This window comes from Salinicoccus roseus, assembly GCF_003814515.1.
GTDB lineage: Bacteria > Bacillota > Bacilli > Staphylococcales > Salinicoccaceae > Salinicoccus > Salinicoccus roseus.
Map to the genome: position 1 here is coordinate 254,122 of NZ_RKQJ01000004.1, position 22,380 is coordinate 276,501.

Genomic DNA, 22,380 nt, shown 5'->3' on the forward strand with positions numbered 1-22,380 from the left:
TGTCACTCACTTTCGATAATATCTTCTGTTTCACTGATGGCATCGACATAAATCATCTTTTCGACACCCTGGTCTGTAATCTTGAGCTCCCATTTCGGTCTTAAGAGCACCTGCTCATCATCGCTCAGGATGATGTAGTATCCGAGTCTTGCATTCTCTATCACCGCTTCTCCGGATATCCTTTGGCGTCCATAGAGATCAGAGACCACCTGTCTTGGATTCCTGACGGCGATCGGGGAAGTATAGCTGTTCTCACGCAGATTGGTGATGTATCCCTGCTCATACTCCATGGCTTCAATGCCGTCTCCCCTGTATATCACACGTGCCCCTTCGTCGTTGAAGATGGGATATTCACCGTAATATTGGTTGAAGAGCACAGAAGTGCCGTTACTCATTACATCATCATACTTGTAATTTCCGCCTCTGTAAACCTGTTCGTTCTTATGCCTTTGGAGGGCATCGACCCTCATCTCGGGTGGTTCGTCCCCGATGTCGAATTCCTCATGGATGATATGGCCGCTGTTGGTGATTTCTACCTCATCATCAGAAATTTCGTCGACTTCATTGAAGTCCAATTTTTCTCCAGCGAGTATATTCAGCTTTTCGGGCTGATGTTCAGGAAGCTGGCTCATATCAATATCCGTCTCTTCAAGCACCCCGGGAGTATTCTCAATCTCTTCGATGTCCTCCTGCTGCTTATTGTAGTACATCATCAGAAGGGCGACATTGATGAGCAGGAAGACAAGGATGTATAACGACTTGGTCAGTTTCCAATCCACTACTCCAGCCCCCCTTCATTGAACCGCAGCCATTCGCCATCATATTTCACATACCACTCGGGTACGAATTCCACCACGTTGAGCTCCGTCTGGGAATCCGAGAAGCGCATATCGTAGCCGATGGTGATTTTCGATACCTTCTGCAGATCGATCTCCTCATTCAGGGCAATCTGATATCGTACATCCTCAAGACGGGTGAGTGTCTTCGATTCCTCACTCGGAATCTGCGCGTTGATGTAGAGCAGGGGACGCTCGTATTCGAACAGGGCATTGCTGCCATATTTGGTGGTGATGGTATGTGAAATCTCTTCACTGAATACGGCATAGCCGTTCAGCGTGTAGCGGTAGGTTGACTCGCTTCCTTCTTCATCATAGTCGAATAGCATATGGTCCTGGGAGAGTCCTATATGCGAATTGAGGAAATCGAAGCTGCGCTGTATGGTCTGATGGGGATTGCGGTCGGATGTCTGTGATTCATCCAGATTCGTATATACGTAATTATAGGTTTCCGTATTGTAGGTTGCGAGGTTATTTTCACCCTCATATACATAGACATCTTCATTTTGGGATACGCTGGCTTCATCTTCCATGAAGAGCAGTGAGTTGACGTTGTCTATACTGATCTGGGTGGAAAGGAAGGTCTCTATGCTCACTTCTCCCGGATCATCCGGACCATATATCGCTGTCTTGTTATTCGATGTCTGCTGGTTGGTGATGACGGGTGTGTAGGCTTCGAAGGATGTCTCGTACTCATCGACGATGGAGAGCAGGTAGGCGCTGTCTATATCAGTCTGGGCGACTGCCACCCGGTCGAGTGCCTCATTCAACAGATAGAAGGTCACCTGCGGGGAGGCGATGTCCACTACAATCCGGTCGAAACTGTAGTCGGGCAGGGTACCTTCATATGTGAAGCCAAGCACCTGGAAAAGGGATTTGGAGGGCATTTCCGATGGATAGTCGACAATCAGGAATTCCTCATCGCCGTTCTCCTTCACAGCTGGATCCAGACGGTCCATATTATTGTAGACATCTATGCCTTCAATTTCGGTGCCGTCGAGGAACTCCCTGACGCCCACTACAGCGTTTTCCTCTATCGTCCCCCTGACATTGTCCCCATCCACCCAGATGAGCTGATAGGCGCGCATGACGCTGTTGAATGGCACAGGCTCGCCCTGACCGATATTGGAAGTGGAGTCGATGCTTGTATCGACCTGTGAAAATTCCGGCTGGTAGCTCCACACCATGTAGGTCAGTACGGCACTGCTGATGACAAGAAGGAAGAGGATGATGGATTTGGCTGTTTCCCTATACATCCCAATCATCCTCCTCGAGCGTTTCGCATGGCAGATTGATGAATATCGTCGTGCCTTTGTTCTCAACACTGTTTGCCCATATCCTGCCATCATGTGCCTCCACTATTTCCTTCGAAATGGCGAGCCCGAGGCCGGTGCCGCCCATTTTGCGGGCCCGGCCCTTATCCACGCGGTAGAAGCGCTCGAATATACGCTCGACCTTGCTCGCCGGTATGCCGAGTCCATTGTCTTTGATCTGGACCGTCATCCTGTTGTACAGACGGTTCTGTTTCACATGGAACTCCACTTTTTTGTAATTGCTGTTCGAGTATTTGATGGCGTTGGAGATGACATTATCAAGCACCTGTCCCATCTTGTCCATGGCAATTTCCGTGAAAATTGGAGTCTCAGGAATATTGCGGACAAACTCCACATCATCCTTATGCGTCATCTCGAAACGGTCGATGATCCGGTTCAGGAACTGGTTGAAATCAACAATTTCACGTTCCAGCTCCTCTGCCTCATTGTCCATTCTGGAAAGCTGCAGCAAATCTTCCACGAGGCGGATCATCCTATCCGTCTCCTCGCGTGTCACACCCAGGAATTTCGGTGCAAGCTTTTCATTCTTCCATGCCCCTTCCTGGAGGGCTTCGATATAGCTCCTCATGGAAGTAAGCGGAGTCCTGAGTTCATGGGAGACGTTTGCCACAAATTCCCTGCGCTCATTATCTACACGTTCCTGTTCGGTTACATCATGAAGTACTGCGATATATCCATTGATGAATCCGGTATCCTTCACGATCGTCGAGAAGCTTACCCGGATCGTCGTCTCCTCGTCATCTTGATCGACGAAAATCAGCTGGCTTTCATTCATCTCCTGGATGTCTTCAAGCGCCATATCCTCCTCCAGTTTCAAAAGCTCCAGCATGTCCTCTCCATGGAGATTCTTACCCGACATGCCGAGCATATCCAGAGCCATCTCGTTGACGACACGGATGCGTCCTCTGCGGTCTGTGGCGATGATGCCGTCCGACATGTGGGTGATGACGGAATCCAGGCGCTTCTTCTCACTTTCAGTATTCGCCTGTGCCTCTTGGACACGCTTCGACAGGATGTTGAAGGAGCCTGCGAGTTCGCCGATTTCATCACTGCTGTAGATTTTTACGCGGGATGTATAATCACCTTCCGACATGAGGAGCGCCTGGTTGCGCATGTCCGTGATGGGCTTCGTGATGGTTCGTGCAATGAATATGCCGAGGATGCTCGTGATGATCAGTGAGATCAGGGTGGCGATGATGAAGGTATTGTTGATCGCCTCCAGCTGCTGATAGACGGTTTCGATGTTCGAAGCCGTATATATGGCACCGAGGATCTGGTTGTCCTGTATGACCGGCTGGTTGAGCAGCCAGACACGCTGGTGGTTCTGCTCGACATCGACATAGATCTCCTCGTTGCGTGTCCCGGTGGTGATGGCTTCTTCGGTGAGCGGTGCATTGATTCTTGAACCGATGTTCGATTCGTTGGAGATACGGCTTGTGGCCACAAGTACATTATCGGAATTCACATATCTGACTTCCTCGATCTCAGGTCTGTTTCCATAGTCGGAAAGCAGATTCTGTATCTCTTCACGGAACTGTTCGCTATCGTCTCCATACTCTGTGTAGAGCTCATTGATTCTGGTATCTATGAGGCTCACCTGGGTCTCGATGTTGTCCTGGAAGTTTCCGGTGAGTTCCTTCTCAAGCGTATTCGTAAAATATAGACCGATGATCTGCATTCCGATGACGATGAGGAGTACATATATGATCACAAGCTTTATATGAAGAGACTGCAGGTTTTTTAAAAACTGCTTCATCAAAAGTTAACTCCTTTATTCGTCACCTTGAATATAATAGCCGACACCTCTTCTTGTCATGAGGTATTCAGGATGGGAGGGATCTGCTTCTATCTTCTCCCTGAGGCGTCTTACAGTCACGTCGACTGTCCGGACATCCCCGAAATAGTCATACCCCCACACAGTCTCGAGCAGGTGTTCCCGGGTCATGACCTGGGAGAGGTGCTGTGCCAGATAGTTGAACAGCTCGAACTCCCGGTGCGTGAGTTCAATATCCTTTCCATGCTTCTTGATGGCGAAGGAATCGGGGATTATAGTGATATCCTTTATCTGGATATTGTTGTTTTCCGGCTCCTTCTCTTTGGTCCCGGCATCGCTCTTCCTTCTCAGGTTGGCCTTCACCCGGGCGATCAGCTCACGTGTCGAAAAAGGTTTCGTCACGTAATCATCGGCACCGAGTTCCAGACCGAGCACCTTGTCTATCTCGGAATCCTTTGCCGTAAGCATGATGATGGGCATATCATGCGTCTTCCGGACTTCGCGGCACACTTCCATGCCGTCCATGCCCGGCAGCATTATGTCGAGCAATACAATATCCGGTTCGACTTCAAGTATCATTTCCAGTGCATCATTCCCGTCATAGGCACAATGCACCTCATATCCTTCCTTCTCGAGGTTGAATTCCAGTATATCCGCTATGGGTCTTTCGTCATCCACTACGACAATCTTCTTAGGCATTGCATTCCCTCACTTTCATTAGGTGCCTGTTTCCATACTCATATCCATTATAAATGTATCACTTTTCCTATTCCATTTCCATTCCACCATAACAAAAAAGCCACCAGCATAGTATGCTGACAGCTTCTCGATGTACGGTCCCGACGGGAATCGAACCCGCGATCTCCTGCGTGACAGGCAGGCATGTTAACCGCTACACCACGGGACCATAATAATATTGAAAGTGACCCGTACGGGATTCGAACCCGTGTTACCGCCGTGAAAGGGCGGTGTCTTAACCACTTGACCAACGGGCCGTGTTGGATGGTGACTCTGAACACAAAGGTTATTATACCATGATATAAATTTCATTTTCAACTGGAATTTTGCTTTTATACAAAATAAATATCCTGCGGCGGACCGCCGCAGGATATTTGCTAGTTCCAGAAATCTTTCAGCAGATTCGTCTGGTTACGGTCCGGCCCCACAGAAAAGATGGAGACGCTGACTCCTGTCAGACGTTCAATCTCTTCAAGGTAGTTCCGGGCATTATCTGGAAGGTCTTCCATGCGTTTCACGCCTGTGATGTCTTCCTTCCAGCCAGGCAGTTCCTTGAAGATCGGCTTGGCGCGCTCCAGCGCATCCAATGTTGCCGGATATTCGGTGATTTCCTTGCCGTCTATTTCATAGGCTGTACAGATTTTCACCGTATCGAGTCCGCTCAATACATCGATGGAGTTGAGGGACAGGTCGGTGATCCCGCTCACACGTCTTGAGTGGCGGACGACCACGCTGTCGAACCAGCCCACACGGCGTGCACGGCCGGTCGTCGTACCATACTCACGGCCGACTTCCCTGATGTGGTCGCCGCTTTCGTCGAACAGTTCCGTCGGGAATGGACCGTCCCCGACTCTTGAAGTATATGCTTTGCAAACACCGACGATGCTTTTGACGGATGTCGGGCCGACGCCGCAACCGACTGTGACATTGCCGGCGACCGGGTTGCTGGATGTGACGAACGGGTACGTACCATGGTCGATATCGAGCATGACGCCCTGTGCGCCTTCAAAAAGGACTTTCTGGTTGTTCTGGAAGGCGTCATCGAGCACTTTCGCCGTATCCGTCACGTAAGGTGCCAGACGCTCCGCAGCCTTACGGTAGCTGTCGAAGATTTCATCGAAAGTGAACCCTTCACGGCCATACAGTGCTTTGAACATATGGTTCTTGATCTCGAGGTTCTCTTCAAGCCTTTTTCTGAACACGGATTCATCTATAAGATCCGCCATCCGGATGCCTATCCGCTGCACCTTGTCCACATAGCATGGCCCGATGCCGCGTTTCGTCGTACCGATCTTGTTGTCTCCACGGGCTTCCTCTTCCAGTTCATCCTGCAGGAGGTGGTAGGGGAGGATGACCTGTGCACGGTTCGAAATCCTCAGATTGTCCACCGATATGCCACGCTCGATCAGTCCATCAAGCTCCTTGATGATGGAAAGCGGGTCGATGACCACGCCATTGCCGATCAATGAAATCTTGTCATCATAGAATATACCTGAAGGTACGAGATGCAGCTTGTATGTTTCGCCACCGAACTGGATGGTGTGTCCTGCATTGTTTCCCCCGGAGAAGCGTGCAATGATATCCGCGTCTTCCGACAGGAAATCCGTGATCTTGCCTTTTCCTTCGTCGCCCCATTGCGTTCCGACTACTACTGTTCCAGACATATGTTTGCCCCCAATTTTTTCATTGAAATACCGTAATCATTTTACCAATAAGAATGGAGGAATGCAATAAAAATACGAACGTTTTTATAATGGTCATATAAAAACATTCGTAAATTTAGTTGGGTGGGATATAACCATCGTCATAACCCCTGTTATCCTGGTCGAAGAAGCTGCTGTAGGATTTGTTGAATATCAGTTTTACAGTTCCCGTTGGACCATTCCTGTGCTTCGCCAGGATAATCTCTATCTCATCCTGCTCCCTCTGGGCGCCTTCTGCGTCCTCTTCGCCATCTCCCCGGACATAGTAGTCCTCGCGGTAGAGGAAGGCGACGATATCGGCATCCTGCTCAATCGATCCAGATTCCCGCAGGTCACTCATCATCGGACGCTTGTCCTGGCGTGTTTCCACACTTCTTGAAAGCTGGCTCAGGGCGATGACCGGACATTCCATCTCGCGTGCCAATGCCTTGAGCATACGGGAGATTTCGGAAACTTCCTGCTGACGGTTGTCACTTCTCTTATTGCTCGACCCCTGGATCAGCTGGAGATAGTCGATGATCACCATATCAAGCCCATGCTCCTGTTTCAGACGCATGCACTTGGAGCGGATATCGTTGACCCGGATGCCCGGCGCATCATCGATGAATATCTTCGATTCAGCGAGACTGCCGATGGCGGTCGTAAAGTTGTCCCAATCATCATGATTGAGATTCCCTTGACGCAGTTTCGTCGCGTCGATCATTCCCTGGCTTGAGATCATACGGGACACCAGCTGGTCGGCCCCCATCTCCAGCGAGAAGATCGCTACAGTATGCTTTTCAGCAGAGGTGCCGACATGTCCTGCAATGTTCAGGGCAAAGGCCGTCTTACCCATGGAAGGGCGGGCAGCCAGTATGATGAGGTCATTCCGGTTGAAGCCCGATGTCATGAAATCAAGATCGCGGTAGCCTGTTGGGATTCCGGTCGTCGTATCCGTCTGACCGGCTCGTGCCTCGACCTGCTCGTACACTTCATGGACAACGGATTTCATCGATTTGAAGCCTTCGTTGCGCCGGTTTTCGGAGATGGACATGATTCTTGATTCGGCTTCCGTCAAGAGATCCTCAATATCCGCCTCCTCGGAAAACCCTTCATTCGCAATCTCTTCAGCCGTCTGGATCAGCTTCCGTTTGAGGGCATATCTGGCTACGATATCCACATAGAAACTGACGTTCCGGCTGGTCGGCACAACATTGGAGAGTTCAGCAAGGTATCTTGGGCCGCCGACTGAATTGAGCACTTCCATGCTTTTCAGCTGGTTGATCAGCGTGACCACATCGATGTTCTGGTGATTTTCACTCAGTATGCTCATTGCCCGATAGATGTGCTGGTGCTCTGAACGGTAGAAATCTTCCGGCTCCAGCGTTTCTGCTGTAGAAATGAAAATTTCGGGATTGATCAGAATGGCACCAAGGACAGACTGCTCCGCTTCCATGTTATGCGGCATCTGCTGATGTATATCCAAAATCAATCCCTCCCCGGGCTTCTATTGCTCAATAACATGCACCTTGATTTCTGCATGGACTTCGGGATGAAGTTTCACGTTCATCTTATGATATCCAAGGCTCTTCAATGGCTGGGACATGTCGATCTTCCTCTTATCCAGCTTGATGCCATGCTGCTTCTCGTATGCTTCCACCACTTGTTTTGAACTGATTGAACCGAACAGGCGGCCGTCTTCACCAGACTTCGTCTTGACTTCGACTTCCTTCTGCTCCAGATCTTCCTTGAGCGCCTTCGCTTCTTCCAGCTCCTGCTGGGCCTTTTCCGCTTCTTGGTCCTGCTGTTCCTTGAGCTTCTTCAGGTTTCCCGGTGTCGCTTCTTCTGCGAGCCCCTTCTTGAGCAGGAAATTCTGTGCATAGCCTGTAGCGACTTCCTTCACTTCGCCTTTTTTGCCTTTATTCTTGACGTCACTCAGAAAAATTACCTTCATTCCGCTTCACTCCTGTTATAAAGTATTTCTTCAATCGCATCGACGAGCTCATCGTAGAGCTCATCCATTGTCTTGTCCGTTACACGCGTCGCTGCATTGGAGAGGTGGCCGCCCCCGCCGAGGGCTTCCATCACAAGCTGTACATTCATCTCACCGAATGAGCGCGCGGAAATGCCGATGGATTCGTCTTCCCGTATGGCCATCACGAAGGAGGCCTGGACGCCCTCGATCTGCAGCAGCTGGTCGGCCGCCTGGGCGACGGTGACGGGGTGGTAGGTCATGGACTGGTCGGCCTTGACGATGGCGATGCCGTTATCCCTGATTTCAGCCGACTTGATCAGGTCGCTCCTTGCAATGTACGTATCGATGTCATCCTTCAGGAAAGTCTGTGCAAGGACCGGATCGGCCCCATTGCTTCTCAGGAAGCTTGCAGCATCGAATGTCCGTGATCCCGTACGGAGCGTGTAGTTCCGTGTATCCACGATGATGCCTGTAAGCATGATCGTCGCTTCCAGACGGGAGAGCTTCTTCTCCTTGTTCTGGTACTCAAGCAGTTCTGCCACAAGCTCGCTTGCACTGGATGCATAAGGCTCCATATAGACGAGCAGGGGACTGGATATGAAATCGTCGGAACGCCTGTGGTGGTCGATGATGACTTTCCGCGTCGCCTTGTTCAGTATGACTTCGTCGAGCACCATGCTCGGGCGGTGTGTATCCACGACGACGACTGTAGTCTTCGGATTCATCTTATCCCAAGCGTCCTCTGAGGTCACGAACATTTCCATCAGATCTTCACGTTCATGCAGCTCCTTCATCATGCGCTGCAGTGTTTCATCTATATCTTCCTCATTCAATACGATGTGCGCCTCGATGCCGTTCATCGAAGCGATCTTCGCGACACCGATGGCCGAGCCCAACGAATCCATATCCGGATGCTTGTGCCCCATGATGAGCACATTGTCCCCTTCCAGCAGGATGTCGCGGAGGGCGTGCGAGATGACACGCGCCTTCACGCGTGTGCGCTTCTCCATCGGATCCGTCTTTCCGCCGTAGAACCTGGCATTGCCGTTCATCGCCTTGATGGCCACCTGGTCGCCGCCGCGGCCAAGCGCGAGGTCGAGGCTCGACTGGGCCAGTTCACCGACTTCTATATAGTCGTCGGAGCCTTCCCCGATGCCGATGCTCAAGGTGATCTGAGCCCCAAGTTCCTGCGAACGGTCCCGCACTTCATCGAGCAGGTTGAAGCGTGTCGACTCGATGTCCTTCAGGCTCCTCGAATTCAGCAGGATGATGAAGCGGTCCTGTGAGAACCGGCGGATATATATATGATGACGGGTCGCCCATTCATTGAGCGTGTTCGTGATGCTGTTGTTGAGTTCGCTCTTAAGCGCTTCACTCATGTTCTGCGTCACTTCATCGTAATTGTCGAGGAAAAGGATGCCGAGGACCGGCTGCTTGTCTTCAAGCTCCGTCTCACGGTTCCGCTGGTTCGTGATGTCTATGAGATGAAGTGCCTGGTGCTTTTCATCCCAATAGATTTTATAATATTTGTCATTATATGTCGATTCTGTCGTACTGATGTTATTCGCCTTCAGTGTCGTCATGATGTTCGGGAAAAGACGGTTGATCGGTGCATTCATATTATCTCTCGAGATTTCATTGCACATATAGTCGTTCATCCACTCGATCTCATCATCATCATTCAATATGATGAGGCCCATCGGCAATTCATCAATGGCATACTGCTTGCTTCCGGCAATATCCACCACCATCTGGCGGAACCTGTTTTCATTGATGCCAAAAGAGCGGTAGAGATACATGAATAGAAGTGTCATGAGAATGGTACTTACGATCAGGAAGAGCAGGCCGATCCTGAAATGGTTCGTCAGCACAAATATATTCATCACCAGTATATGAAATGCTGCGATGGCAAACGGTATGAAGACCATTTTCTTGTCCAGCACATTATACATTCCCGTCACTTCCTTTTCATGAGTAGTAGGGTCCTTAGCCTGAAGATCATTTCAAATATGCCGATCAGCAGGGTGAGCGGCCTCAGTATCGCCAATGGAATCAGCAGGATTATGGAAAGCACCATATTCAGGTTCTTCTCCCTGAAGAAGAAGTAGCTGAAGCTGAGACCGTGGAGGTAGAGCGCCCACTCAAGCACCAACAGAAGGTTGCCTATCGTGGATTGGGCGGCTGTCCCCTCAGTTGTAAGAAATGATACTATAAACAGAATCAAAAATAAATATAGGATGAAGCGTGGAAAGGCCCAATCCTTGAATGAGCGATAGTTCCACAGCTTGATTGATGATGATTTGAGCAGCACACGCTGCATCAGCACGGTATAGAGCGCAAGCATGAACGAAATCACCGTGACATAGGCCGGCAGATTGATGAAGATCTGGTCCATGGACGCACGCATGAGATCAGCATCGAATGTGGATGAAGCAAGCGTGCCATACATTTCGATCTGCTCCATGTACCAGTTGCGGAAGTCCAGGTAGATGTTCGAGAGGGGCTGGATGAATCCGAGCCCCTGCAGCAGGTTCAATCCGCCGATGATGCCGAGCATCAGTGCAGATGTCACATAGAAGATCGTGAGCTCCTGCGACACCTCTTTTTTCAGCGTGCCATGCACTACTGCAGCCACTATATATAATACCACAAACCACAGCCATGCATCCGGTGCCAGGAGCAGGACTGCAGGTATGAGGAAACTGATGAACGTCAGCCAGAAATGATAATTCGACCTGTGTTTCAGGTCGACAAGGAAATACACGGCGAACGGCAGCAATACCGCACCGAAAATCAGGCTGATGTCGGTAAGTGTGATGAATACGAACACCACAAGCAATACGAGCATCAGTTGAAGCATTGATACTTTTTTATCCAATTTTCCACTCCTCCAACCATAAAATAAAGCTCCTAAACGAATAGGAGCATCCAGTACTGTTTATTATAACGCTTCAAGCTTTTCCTGACCACTCATATACGGTCTGAGCACTTCAGGGATGGTCACTGAGCCGTCTGCGTTCTGATAGTTTTCAAGCAGGGCGGCCATCGTCCGGCCGACTGCAAGTCCACTGCCGTTCAGCGTGTGCAGGAACTCGGGCTTTGCCCCCTTTTCCCGTTTGAATTTGATGTTGCCGCGACGGGCCTGGAAATCCGTCATGTTGGAGATTGAGCTGATTTCCTTATAGTCGTTATAGCTCGGCAGCCATACTTCCACATCATATGTCTTGGAAGAGCCGAAACCGATATCCCCTGTGCACAGCAGCACTGTACGGTGCGGTATGTCGAGCAGATTCAATATGTTTTCAGCATGCGTGGTCATCTCTTCGAGCGCCTCCCAGGAATCTTCAGGGCGCTCCACACGCACCATCTCCACTTTATTGAACTGGTGGAGGCGGATCAGGCCGCGTGTATCCCTTCCGGCGGAACCGGCTTCGCTTCTGAAGCAGGCAGTCTGGGCAGTGAATTTCACCGGCAGCTGTGCATCTTCCAGCGTCTCGTCCTTATAGAAGTTCGTCAGTGTGACTTCTGAAGTCGGAATCGTGTACATCTCCATGCCATCGATCTTGAAGAGGTCCTCTTCGAACTTCGGCAGCTGGCCTGTGGAATACATCGCTTCGGCACGGACGATCTGCGGCGTCATCATCTCCCGGTAGCCATTTTTGTTGTGCACATCGAGCATGAAGTTCATCAGGGCGCGCTCCAGGCGGGCGCCGTCACCAGTATGGTAGACGAAGCGGGCACCGGATACTTTCGCTGCCCGTTCGAAATCGGCAAGCTCCAGGTCCTCAAGGATGTCCCAGTGGGCCTTCGGTTCAAAATCGAACTGGCGCGGGTCTCCCGTCCTGCGTATTTCAACATTCTCCGTATCGTCTGCACCTTCAGGCACATCATCATGTATCAGGTTCGGCACACGGCTCATCCTGTCTTCGAAATCCGTTTTGACGGCATTGAGACGTGCATCGATGTCCTTGATGTCCTCCCCGACCTGGCGCATGGCCTGGATGGCCTCATCTGCATTTTCCTTGTTGCGCTTCTTCTGGGCGATCTCCTCGGAAACCCTGTTGCGCTCCTTCTTGAGTTCCTCAGTATCCTGGATCAGCTTTCTCCTGGACTCATCGAGCTCCAGTATCTCATCTATTATTGCAGGATCCACCCCACGCTTCTGCGTCTTTTCCTTTACCTTCTCAGCCTCATTGCGAATCAGTTTGATATCCAGCATAAGCCTAACCTCCATGTTTATAGAAATAAAAGATACCACGCCCCGGAAAGGGACGTGGTATACGCGTTGCCACCCTAATTTGATGCATGAAGCATCATCTCATCAATTTAACGGTACAGGGTACCGGCCACTCTTGTCGAAGGATGGAAATTCATATTCCCCTGTGGCCATTTTCACCATCCATGGCCTCTCTGGAGACAGGTGGAACACTACTGTTTCCTTCAAGCGGCTGATATTCAGCTTGCTACCATTCTATTATGAATATCCTGAAAATGCAAGGTTTCGCCTATAGGGTGAGGCCCGGACGTTCATATACGACCCTGCCTTCAGCGATTACCGTATGTGCGTGGTTGACGCCATAGTGGTAGGGGATGTATTCATGGTTCGGCGCATCCCAAAGTACTATGTCCGCGCGGTCACCGGCTTCCAGTGTGCCAGACTCTGCATCGATGGCGTGGGCCGCATTCACCGTCACGGCGTTCCAGATTTCGTTTGGCGTCATCTTCAGCTTCAGGCTCGCAATCGCCATGATCATCTGGAGGTTGTCCGTCACACAGCTACCCGGGTTGTAGTCGGTCGCCAGGCTTACAGCACCGCCCTGTTCAATCATGCCACGGGCATCGGCATACTGGTCCTTTCCAAGGTAGAAGGTCGTGCCCGGCAGCAATACTGCTACCGTGCCGCTGTCCCGAAGCATGCTTTTGCCGGCATCGCTTGCGGCGACAAGGTGGTCTGCACTGATGGCCCCCTGCTCTATGGCCAGTTCGAGACCGCCGAGCGGATCGATCTCGTCCGCATGGATCTTGACCCGCATCCCTTTTTCATTCGCGGCTTCCATATACCTCCTCGACTGTTCGATCGTGAAGACGCCCGTCTCACAGAAGATGTCCGCAAAATCGGCGTAGTCCTTAGCCTCGTCCAGCAGGTCGATCATCTCATCCAGGAATGCTTCCCCATCCGCACCCTTAGGAATCGCATGCGGCCCCAGGAAGGTGTGGCGCATTGTAATGGGGAATTTCTTGGATATTTCCCGGGAAACTTCAAGCTGCTTCAGTTCGTTTTCACGATCCAGTCCGTAGCCGCTCTTGCTTTCGACAGTGAGTACACCATGCTGGATCATGCGTGTGATGTTCTTGGATGCCTTGTCCAGCAGCTCCTGATGTGTGGCTTTCCGCGTCTGCTCTACGGTATTCAGTATGCCGCCGCCCTGTTCAAGGATTTTCAGATAGTCCATACCCTGGCGCTTGAGCGCCATTTCATGTTCCCGTGATCCGCCGTGCACCACATGTGTATGCGGGTCGACGAGGGCAGGGGAGGCGATCATGCCGCCGGCATCGATGATCTCCGATGCCTCATGCTCATCATTTTCTTCTCCTCTATAGACGATTACGCCGTCCTTGATGACGATCATCGCCTGATCGACGATCTCCAGTTCATCCATCTCCCTGCCTTTGAGCGGTCCGTCGCTTTTCTTCGGCAGGATGAGTGACTTTATGTTTCTGATGATGATATCGTTCATGACTGATTCTCCTTTAGCATTGGAATGTTGACGCCTTTCTCTTTGGCTGTATCAATTGCAATGTCGTACCCCGCATCGGCATGCCTTGCGACGCCCATGCCCGGATCGCTCGTCAGCACCCGTTCAAGGCGGCGCTGTGCATTTTCTGTACCATCCGCAACGACCACCATGCCTGCATGCAGGGAATAGCCCATCCCGACACCGCCGCCGTGGTGGACGCTGATCCAGGAGCCGCCCGCCGCCGTATTGACGAGCGCATTCAGTATCGCCCAGTCACCGACTGCGTCACTGCCGTCCTTCATGCTTTCCGTCTCCCGATTCGGGCTGGCTACTGAGCCACTGTCGAGATGATCACGCCCGATGACGACCGGCGCCGATATTTCGCCGTTCGCAACCATTTCATTCAGGGCGAGCCCCATTTTCGCGCGCTCACCATAGCCGAGCCATGCGATCCGCGCCGGCAATCCCTGAAAGGCGATCCTCTCCTGGGCCATATCGAGCCAACGGAGCAGCTTTTCATTTTCCGGGAACAGTTCCCGCATCTTCCGGTCCGCCGCTTCGATATCCTTCGGATCTCCGCTCAGTGCAACAAACCGGAAAGGCCCTTTTCCTTCACAGAAGAGGGGACGGATGTATGCCGGGACGAATCCAGGGAAGTCGAAGGCGTCCGCCACCCCTTCATCAAATGCGACCTGCCGGATATTGTTGCCGTAGTCGAAGACGATGGAGCCGTTCTTCTGGAACTCGAGCATCGCCTCCACATGATTCGCCATGGAACGGGATGAGAGTTTGACATACTCGACCGGGTCGGATTCCCTGAGGGCCGCCGCTTCTTCCAGACTGTATCCTTCAGGGACGTAGCCGTTCAGCGGATCGTGGGCGGACGTCTGGTCGGTCACCACATCTATTTTGAACTTGCGCCTCAAAATTTCATGATGGACCTCAGCAGCATTGCCAAGGAGTCCGATGGAGAGCGCCTCCCCCTTATCCCGTGCTTCCTCCGCCATCTTCAGAGCCTCATCCAGCGAATCCGTCTGTGTATCGAGGTAACGTGTATCGATGCGCTTCTGTATGCGCGTCGGGTCGACTTCCACGCATATCGCGACCCCTTCGTTCATCGTCACGGCAAGCGGCTGGGCGCCTCCCATGCCGCCGAGTCCGGCAGTGAGGGTAATCGTCCCGCGCAGCGTACCATCATAGTTCTGGTTCGCAAGCTCGGCGAATGTCTCATATGTCCCCTGGACGATGCCCTGTGAACCGATATAGATCCAGCTGCCGGCGGTCATCTGGCCGTACATCATCAGCCCTTTCTTATCCAGTTCATTGAAGTGGTCCCAGTTTGCCCATTTCGGCACAAGCACCGAGTTCGACAGAAGGACGCGCGGCGCCTCCTCATGCGTCCGGAAGACCGCCACCGGCTTGCCGGACTGGATCAGCATCGTCTCATTCTTCTCGAGAGTACGCAGCGTCTCCTCGATGGCTTCAAACGCCTCCCAGTTCCTTGCCGCCTTGCCGATGCCGCCATAGACGACCAGGTCCTCGGGCCGCTCGGCCACCTCAGGATCCAGGTTGTTGTAGAGCATCCGGAGGGCAGCCTCCTGCTCCCATCCTTTGCATTCCAGTTCCAATCCTTTTTTTGCAGTGATTTTTCTAGCAGTGATCTTTTTAGACATATTCTGCCACCCCTTTGATTTGTTTGAGTTCATCCGATAATATTTCTATATCTTTGCTGAAATTGCGGTCCTGGCTGATGAAGGCGACATGCCCCCTGTAGGTGTCGAATTTCTCCCGTGTCTCCGGAGACAGCTTGTCCTCTCCCTTGATCTCGACAGCCGTCAGTGCGATGAACAGTTCAATCGCCAGTACATTCCTGACATTCTCGATGATGTCCCGTGCATGCCGGGCACCGATCGTCCCCATGGAGACGTGGTCTTCCTGGTTGGCAGACGACGGTATGGAGTCGACACTTGCCGGGTGGGCGAGTGTCTTATTTTCGGATACTAGGCTTGCTGCTGCATACTGCAGGATCATCGCCCCGGACTGAAGCCCCTCCTGCGGGCTGAGGAAGGCCGGGAGGTCTCCATTGAGCGCAGGATTCACGAGCCGTTCGATACGCCGTTCGGATATGTTCGCCATTTCGCTTACGCCGATCTTGAGCAGATCCATCGCAATCGCAATCGGCTGGCCATGGAAGTTCCCGCCTGAAATCACTTCTTCCTCCCCGAAGATCAGTGGATTGTCATTGGCGGCATTCATTTCGATTTCAAGCTTGTCCTTTACATAGGCGAGTGTCTGCAGTGAGGCCCCATGAACTTGCGGGATGCATCTGAGTGAATAGGCATCCTGGACCCGGACCTCCCCCTGGCGTGTCGTCAGCTGGGATCCTTCGAGCAGCTCCCGCATCCTCTCGGCCACTTCCACCTGTTCCTTGTAGCCCCGGGACAGATGCACCTTTTCGTTGAATGCATCCGTAATGCCATTCAGTGCCTGATGGGTGAGGGCGGCGATCCACATGCTGTCGTCCATGATCTTTTCGGCCTCGATATAATTGATCAGGCCCTGGGCCGTCATCGGCTGGGTACCATTGATCAGTGCCAGTCCCTCCTTCGCCGCCAGCGTCAGCGGTTGGATATTGAGCGCCTCCAGCACTTCGGATGATGGCCGCAGACGTCCTTCGTAAAATACTTCCCCTTCGCCGATGAGCGCGATCGCCAGATGGGCGAGTGGGGCAAGGTCACCTGAAGCGCCGAGCGATCCCTGTTCCGGCACTTTTGGAATGATGCGGCGATTAATGAACGTCTTCAACTGGTCGACCAGTGCGACCGTGACGCCGGAGTGTCCTTTAAGCAGGGTATTGAGCCTCAGCACCATCATCGTCAGCACCGTCTTTTCCGCAAAAGGCCTGCCTACGCCGCATGAGTGGGAACGGATGAGGTTGACCTGCAGCTCGGTCGTCCTATCCCCTGAAATCCTTACATCACTGAACAGGCCGAATCCTGTTGTGATGCCATAGATCGTCTTTTCCTGATCTATTATATTTTCAACGGTCCTTCTTGATTCACGCACTTTCTGATAAGCTGCCTCTGAAATTTCGACCGTACTCCTGTCATCGCCAAGGAATGCCTTCATCCTGTCGATTGTCAGGTTCTCACCGGTCAGTGTTAGAACTGTCATAATTTACGCCTCCTTTGAGCATTAAAAAAAGACACAGCCATCCCTTCGGGATGTTCAGTGTCTCTAATAGCTGATGTCTGTGACATGATTATTCGATTATTTCTAGATATGGTTGATGCCAAGGCCGAGCGTCTCGTGCTCCTTGCCTTTTATGGGTGCACCGATGGTGCCATAGAAGCATACGGCGATCCATTCGCCCTCCTCATGCTCGGGGTACGGACGTCCCCTGACGACCGAGAAGGAGAGGCCTACAGTGCGCATGACTTCACCCACACTCAGTTTGCCGCGCGTCACACCTTCAGCCGCTTCGATGATGGCGTGGTAGAGCGCATGTGTTTCGCGGTACATCTCCCCATCGATCAGCTGGTTGCGTTTTGCCGCCGTCTCCACAGAGGAGATGACCTTCTTCAGATCCATCGATCCGACTTTCCCTGTAGTCACTTTGAAGGACGCGTACTCCGGCATCAGTTCACCTGCTGTACCGACGCCCAATAAAGCGACGAGTGTCGCATACTTTCCAAATTCACGCTGTTGATTCGGATTCATTAATCTACCTCTTTAAAAATCCATCTATGGTTATTTATCTGATTCACTAATGACTACTCATATTATAGCGCTTTCATTTAAAAAGCGCAATAAACCCCCGGCCTTTGTCGGGGGTTTATTGCGCGGAGACTGCCGCTATTCTTCTGCATCTTCCGTCGGTTCAGCATCTGACGATTCCGCCGAGTCCTGGTCAAGTGCCTCTTCTTCAAGCTCTTCCTTGACTTTAGCGACGGTCGCCACCTGCTGGTCTTCAGTCATTTTGATGAGTCTGACTCCTTGGGTATTCCTGCCGGTCGTCGAGACTTCCTCCATGACCAGACGGATGATGACTCCGTGATTCGTGACGATCATCAGGTCTTCATCGCCATCGATGGCGGCGATATAGACGAGTTTGCCGATGCGTTCGGTGAGGTTGGCCGTCTTCACGCCCATGCCACCGCGTCTTGTAATCCGGTATTCCGCTTCAGGGGTACACTTTCCGTAGCCGTTTTCGGTTACGACGAGGATGGACTGGTCTTCGGAGAGGACATCGAGGCCGATTACATAGTCGTCCTCACGCAGTTTGATCCCTTTGACCCCTGCAGCCGTCCGGCCCATCGTACGGATCTGATCTTCAGGGAACCGGATGAGGTTGGCATTGCGTGTTCCGAGGATCACTTCCTTGGACCCATCCGTAAGGCGGACCGCAAGCAGCTCATCGTCGCCTCTGAAGGAGATCGCAATCTTGCCGTTCTTGTTGATGCGTTCGAAGTTATCGAGGGTGGAGCGCTTCACAAGACCATTCTTCGTGGCGAAAACCAGGAATTTGTCTTCCGTATCCTCATCCTTCACCCCGATCATGGTGCTGATCACTTCATCTTTGTCGATCTCCAGCATATTGACGATCGGGATGCCTTTCGACTGGCGGGAGAGTTCTGGGATTTCGTAGCCTTTCAGACGATAGACCCGACCCTTGTTCGTAAAGAACATGATGTAGTCGTGGGTGCTCATCGTCACAATCTGGCTGACGAAGTCATCCTCGACCGTATTCATCCCCTGCACACCTCGGCCTCCCCGGTGCTGCGCCCGGTAGGTGGAGGAAGGCAGGCGCTTGATGTAGTTGTTGTGGCTCAGGGTGACGACGATCTGTTCTTCAGGGATGAGGTCTTCATCCTCGATGTCGGACAGGTTGCCGAGCGTAATCTCGGTCTTCCGTTCGTCACCGTATTTATCCCTGATTTCAGTCAGTTCCTCCCGGATGATCTCAAGCAGCTTTTCGTCATCTGCGAGAATCTCCTTCAAGTACTGGATTGTCTTCAGTATTTCATTGTACTCGTCCTCGATCTTGCCCCGTTCAAGTCCTGTAAGGCGCCTGAGGCGCATATCAAGGATGGCCTGGGACTGGCGTTCCGACAGGTTGAACTCTTCCATCAGGCCAGTCTTTGCCGCTTCATCGTTCTGTGATCCGCGGATGAGTGCGATGATTTCATCGATGTTGTCGAGTGCAATCTTGAGGCCCTCCAAAATATGGGCACGGTCTTCTGCACGCTTCAGGTCGAACTTCGTCCGTCTCGTGATGATGACCTTCTGGTGTTCAAGATAGTGGGCGAGGATCTCCTTCAGACCCATGATCTTCGGCTGTCCTTTGACGAGTGCCAGCATGTTGATGCCGAAGCTCGTCTGCAGCGGTGTCTGCTTGTAGAGGTTGTTCAGGATGACGTTGGCATTCTTGTCCTTGCGGATTTCTATGATGATCTTTACGCCTGCCGACAGGCTTGTCTCATCCCGCAGATCGGTGATGCCTTCAATCTTCTTCTCCCGGGCAAGTTCGGCAATTTTCTCGACGAGTCTTGCCTTGTTGACCTGGTAGGGGATTTCAGAGACCACGATGCGCTCCTTGCCGTTGCTCATCGTTTCTATTTCACAGCGTGAGCGCATGATGACGGAACCGCGTCCCGTCTCGTATGCCTGCCTGATGCCGCTTTTTCCGACGATCAGGCCGGCAGTAGGGAAGTCCGGACCCTTCACATGCTCCATCAGTTCGGGCAGGGTGACTTCACCGTCTTCAGCGTATGCAAGCACCGCATCGATGACTTCCCTCATGTTGTGCGGAGGGATGTTCGTCGCCATGCCGACTGCGATGCCGCTGGTGCCGTTGACGAGCAGGTTCGGGAATCTTGACGGGAGTACCACAGGTTCCCGTTCATTGCCGTCATAGTTGTCCTGGAAGTCGATGGTATCCTTGTTGATGTCGCGCATCAGCTCCATGGATATCCTGCTCATCTTCGCCTCGGTGTAACGCATTGCTGCAGCGCTGTCGCCGTCCATGGAACCGAAGTTCCCCTGACCGTCGACGAGCGGATAGCGGTAGCTGAAGTCCTGGGCCATACGCACCATCGCGTCATAGATCGAGGAGTCGCCATGGGGGTGGTATTTACCCATGACGTCCCCGACGATCCTTGCGGACTTCTTATATGGCTTTTCCGATGTCATCCCGTTGTCATGCATACCGTACAGTATCCTGCGGTGGACCGGCTTCATGCCATCCCGTACATCCGGCAGCGCCCTGGATACGATGACGCTCATCGCATAGTCCAGGAAGGAGGTACGCATCTCTTTGCTTATATTGGTTGATTTCAATCTATCCGTTCTGTCACTCATTCAAAATAACCTCCACTGATTAAACGTCTAGATTTTGGACGTATAATGCATTTTCTTCAATAAAGTTCCTTCTGTTCTCGACGATGTCCCCCATGAGCATTTCGAATGTCTGGTCTGCGTCGACCGCATCTTCAAGTGTCACCTGGAGCAGCGTCCTGAAGCTTGGATCCATCGTCGTTTCCCACAGCTGATCTGCATTCATTTCACCAAGACCCTTATATCGTGCCAGGGAAATCTTCGGTGTATCGCTGAGTTCATTGCGCAGGGAGTCCAGCTCCCTGTCATCGAAGACATAATATTTGTTCTTGCCCTGGGTGACTTTATAGAGTGGCGGCTGGGCGATATATACGTAGCCTGCTTCAATCAGTGGTTTCATGAACCGGTAGAAGAAGGTCAGAAGCAGTGTGCGGATGTGTGCACCGTCGACATCGGCATCGGTCATGATGACGATCTTATGGTAGCGCGCCTTGGACAGGTCGAATTCTTCGCCGATGCCTGTACCGAGTGCCGTGATCATGGAACGGATCTCGTTGTTGTTCAGGATCTTGTCGAGGCGCGCCTTTTCAACGTTAAGGATCTTGCCTCGGAGCGGCAGGATGGCCTGGGTTGTGGAGTTCCTTCCGGCTTTGGCGGACCCGCCGGCGGAATCCCCCTCGACGATGAACAGTTCACTTTTTGAAGGATCCTTGCTTGAACAGTCGGCAAGCTTGCCTGGCAGGCTGGAGACTTCAAGTGCAGATTTTCTGCGTGTCATTTCACGCGCCTTCTTCGCTGCGACCCTCGCGCGCTGGGCGGTGAGGCCTTTTTCAACGATGACCTTTGCAGGTGCTGGATTTTCGAGCAGGAAGCGCTCGAATCCTTCACTGAAGAGCTGGTCTGTAATCAGCCGTGCTTCCGAGTTGCCGAATTTCGTCTTCGTCTGCCCTTCGAACTGCGGATCCGTATGCTTGATCGAGACGACTGCCGTCATGCCTTCGCGCACATCTTCACCGCTCAGCCGGTCTTCGCCCTCCCGGATGATCCGGTTCTTGAAGCCGTAGTTGTTGATGACCTTCGTCAATGCACGCTTGAAGCCGTCTTCATGTGTCCCGCCTTCATACGTGTGGATGTTGTTGGCATAGGACATGAGGGTGGAGTTGTAGCCATTGTTGTACTGCAGGGCGATTTCAACTTCCACTTCGTCCTTTTCACTGTGCATGTAGATGACTTCATCATGCAGCACATCGCGCGTCTCGTTCATCTGCTCGACGTACGACTTGATGCCGCCCTCATAATAGTACTGGAAGGAAACGTCTTCCTCGCCCCGTTCATCGAACAGGTTGATCTCGAGCCCCTTGTTCAGGAAGGCGAGCTCCTTGATGCGTTTCTGCAGCACTTCGATATCGTATTCCGTCGTCTCTGTAAAAATCTCGGCATCCGCCTTGAAACGGATTTCCGTACCGGTCTTGTCCGTCTCGCCGATGACCTTCAGGTCGAAATCGGGGACGCCCCTTGTGTAGCTCTGATGATGGATCTTCCCATCAAGGTGCACATAGACTTCGAGCGTCTTGCTCAGTGCATTGACCACGGAGGAACCGACACCGTGCAGGCCGCCGGAGACCTTATAGCCGCCGCCGCCGAACTTGCCGCCGGCGTGGAGGACCGTCAGGATGACCTCGACCGCCGGGCGGCCCATCTTCTCCTGGATATCGACCGGGATACCGCGGCCGTTGTCGGTCACCTTCACCCAGTTGTCCTCTTCTATCGTGATGTTGATGCGGTCGGCATGTCCTGCCATCGCCTCATCGATGCTGTTGTCCACAATTTCCCACACGAGGTGGTGGAGTCCTTTTGAAGCTGTCGAACCGATGTACATCCCGGGACGTTTACGGACCGCTTCCAGCCCCTCCAGGACCTGTATCTGCTCGGCGCCATACTGTTCCATATTCTTTTCAGCCATATTA

16 protein-coding genes and 2 tRNA genes are annotated in these 22,380 nt (G+C 52.2%); all 18 read right to left on the reverse strand.

Annotation, left to right across the window (positions count from 1 at the left end; translation table 11 throughout):
* Positions 1-2: 2 nt before the first annotated feature.
* Positions 3-779 carry a two-component system regulatory protein YycI gene (gene yycI / locus EDC33_RS12295; protein ID WP_124011395.1) on the reverse strand — a complete coding sequence of 259 codons (777 nt, stop codon included), beginning with the start codon at positions 777-779 and terminating at the stop codon, positions 3-5.
* Positions 779-2,092, reverse strand: coding sequence for a YycH family regulatory protein (locus tag EDC33_RS12300; RefSeq protein WP_124011396.1), 1,314 nt, complete (start codon positions 2,090-2,092; stop codon positions 779-781). Before EDC33_RS12300 ends, yycI begins: the two co-directional genes overlap by 1 nt.
* On the reverse strand, positions 2,085-3,926 hold the full coding sequence (gene walK, locus EDC33_RS12305; protein WP_124011397.1) for a cell wall metabolism sensor histidine kinase WalK: 1,842 nt from the start codon (positions 3,924-3,926) through the stop codon (positions 2,085-2,087). Before walK ends, EDC33_RS12300 begins: the two co-directional genes overlap by 8 nt.
* 15 nt (positions 3,927-3,941) lie before the next feature.
* The gene (gene yycF, locus EDC33_RS12310) at positions 3,942-4,643 is read right to left on the reverse strand and encodes a response regulator YycF (protein ID WP_040106977.1); all 702 of its coding nucleotides are present in this window, start codon (positions 4,641-4,643) and stop codon (positions 3,942-3,944) included.
* A gap of 135 nt (positions 4,644-4,778) precedes the next feature.
* Positions 4,779-4,851: transfer RNA gene (locus EDC33_RS12315), tRNA-Asp, on the reverse strand.
* A gap of 16 nt (positions 4,852-4,867) precedes the next feature.
* Positions 4,868-4,939, reverse strand: a tRNA-Glu gene (locus tag EDC33_RS12320).
* 120 nt (positions 4,940-5,059) lie between these two features.
* Positions 5,060-6,346: an adenylosuccinate synthase gene (locus EDC33_RS12325; RefSeq protein WP_124011398.1), complete on the reverse strand. Its 1,287-nt coding sequence runs from the start codon at positions 6,344-6,346 to the stop codon at positions 5,060-5,062.
* A gap of 115 nt (positions 6,347-6,461) precedes the next feature.
* Positions 6,462-7,832, reverse strand: coding sequence for a replicative DNA helicase (gene dnaB, locus EDC33_RS12330; RefSeq protein WP_170156426.1), 1,371 nt, complete (start codon positions 7,830-7,832; stop codon positions 6,462-6,464).
* Between the two features lie 39 nt (positions 7,833-7,871).
* Complete coding sequence (gene rplI, locus EDC33_RS12335; protein ID WP_040106974.1) at positions 7,872-8,318, reverse strand: 50S ribosomal protein L9; 447 nt, start codon at positions 8,316-8,318, stop codon at positions 7,872-7,874.
* Positions 8,315-10,291 (reverse strand): DHH family phosphoesterase, encoded by a 1,977-nt coding sequence (locus EDC33_RS12340; RefSeq protein WP_124011400.1) that lies wholly within the window; start codon positions 10,289-10,291, stop codon positions 8,315-8,317. The genes rplI and EDC33_RS12340 overlap by 4 nt, the downstream gene beginning before the upstream one ends.
* A gap of 5 nt (positions 10,292-10,296) precedes the next feature.
* Positions 10,297-11,217 carry a DUF2232 domain-containing protein gene (locus tag EDC33_RS12345; RefSeq protein ID WP_148087059.1) on the reverse strand — a complete coding sequence of 307 codons (921 nt, stop codon included), beginning with the start codon at positions 11,215-11,217 and terminating at the stop codon, positions 10,297-10,299.
* Positions 11,218-11,280: 63 nt separating this feature from the next.
* A complete protein-coding gene (serS, locus tag EDC33_RS12350) occupies positions 11,281-12,558 on the reverse strand; it encodes a serine--tRNA ligase (RefSeq protein WP_124011401.1) in 1,278 nt (425 codons plus the stop codon).
* A 286-nt stretch (positions 12,559-12,844) separates the two neighbouring features.
* Entirely contained in the window at positions 12,845-14,077 is a 1,233-nt protein-coding gene (gene hutI / locus EDC33_RS12355; protein WP_124011402.1) for an imidazolonepropionase, read from the reverse strand.
* A complete protein-coding gene (gene hutU / locus EDC33_RS12360; RefSeq protein WP_124011403.1) occupies positions 14,074-15,750 on the reverse strand; it encodes a urocanate hydratase in 1,677 nt (558 codons plus the stop codon). Before hutU ends, hutI begins: the two co-directional genes overlap by 4 nt.
* Positions 15,743-17,251, reverse strand: a complete 1,509-nt coding sequence (gene hutH / locus EDC33_RS12365) for a histidine ammonia-lyase (protein ID WP_040106969.1) — start codon at positions 17,249-17,251, stop codon at positions 15,743-15,745. Before hutH ends, hutU begins: the two co-directional genes overlap by 8 nt.
* A 102-nt stretch (positions 17,252-17,353) precedes the next feature.
* The gene (gene hutP / locus EDC33_RS12370) at positions 17,354-17,797 is read right to left on the reverse strand and encodes a histidine utilization transcription antiterminator HutP (RefSeq protein ID WP_124011404.1); all 444 of its coding nucleotides are present in this window, start codon (positions 17,795-17,797) and stop codon (positions 17,354-17,356) included.
* Positions 17,798-17,932: 135 nt separating this feature from the next.
* Positions 17,933-20,437 carry a DNA gyrase subunit A gene (gene gyrA, locus EDC33_RS12375; RefSeq protein WP_124011405.1) on the reverse strand — a complete coding sequence of 835 codons (2,505 nt, stop codon included), beginning with the start codon at positions 20,435-20,437 and terminating at the stop codon, positions 17,933-17,935.
* A gap of 19 nt (positions 20,438-20,456) precedes the next feature.
* On the reverse strand, positions 20,457-22,376 hold the full coding sequence (gene gyrB, locus EDC33_RS12380; protein ID WP_040106988.1) for a DNA topoisomerase (ATP-hydrolyzing) subunit B: 1,920 nt from the start codon (positions 22,374-22,376) through the stop codon (positions 20,457-20,459).
* Positions 22,377-22,380: the final 4 nt, after the last annotated feature.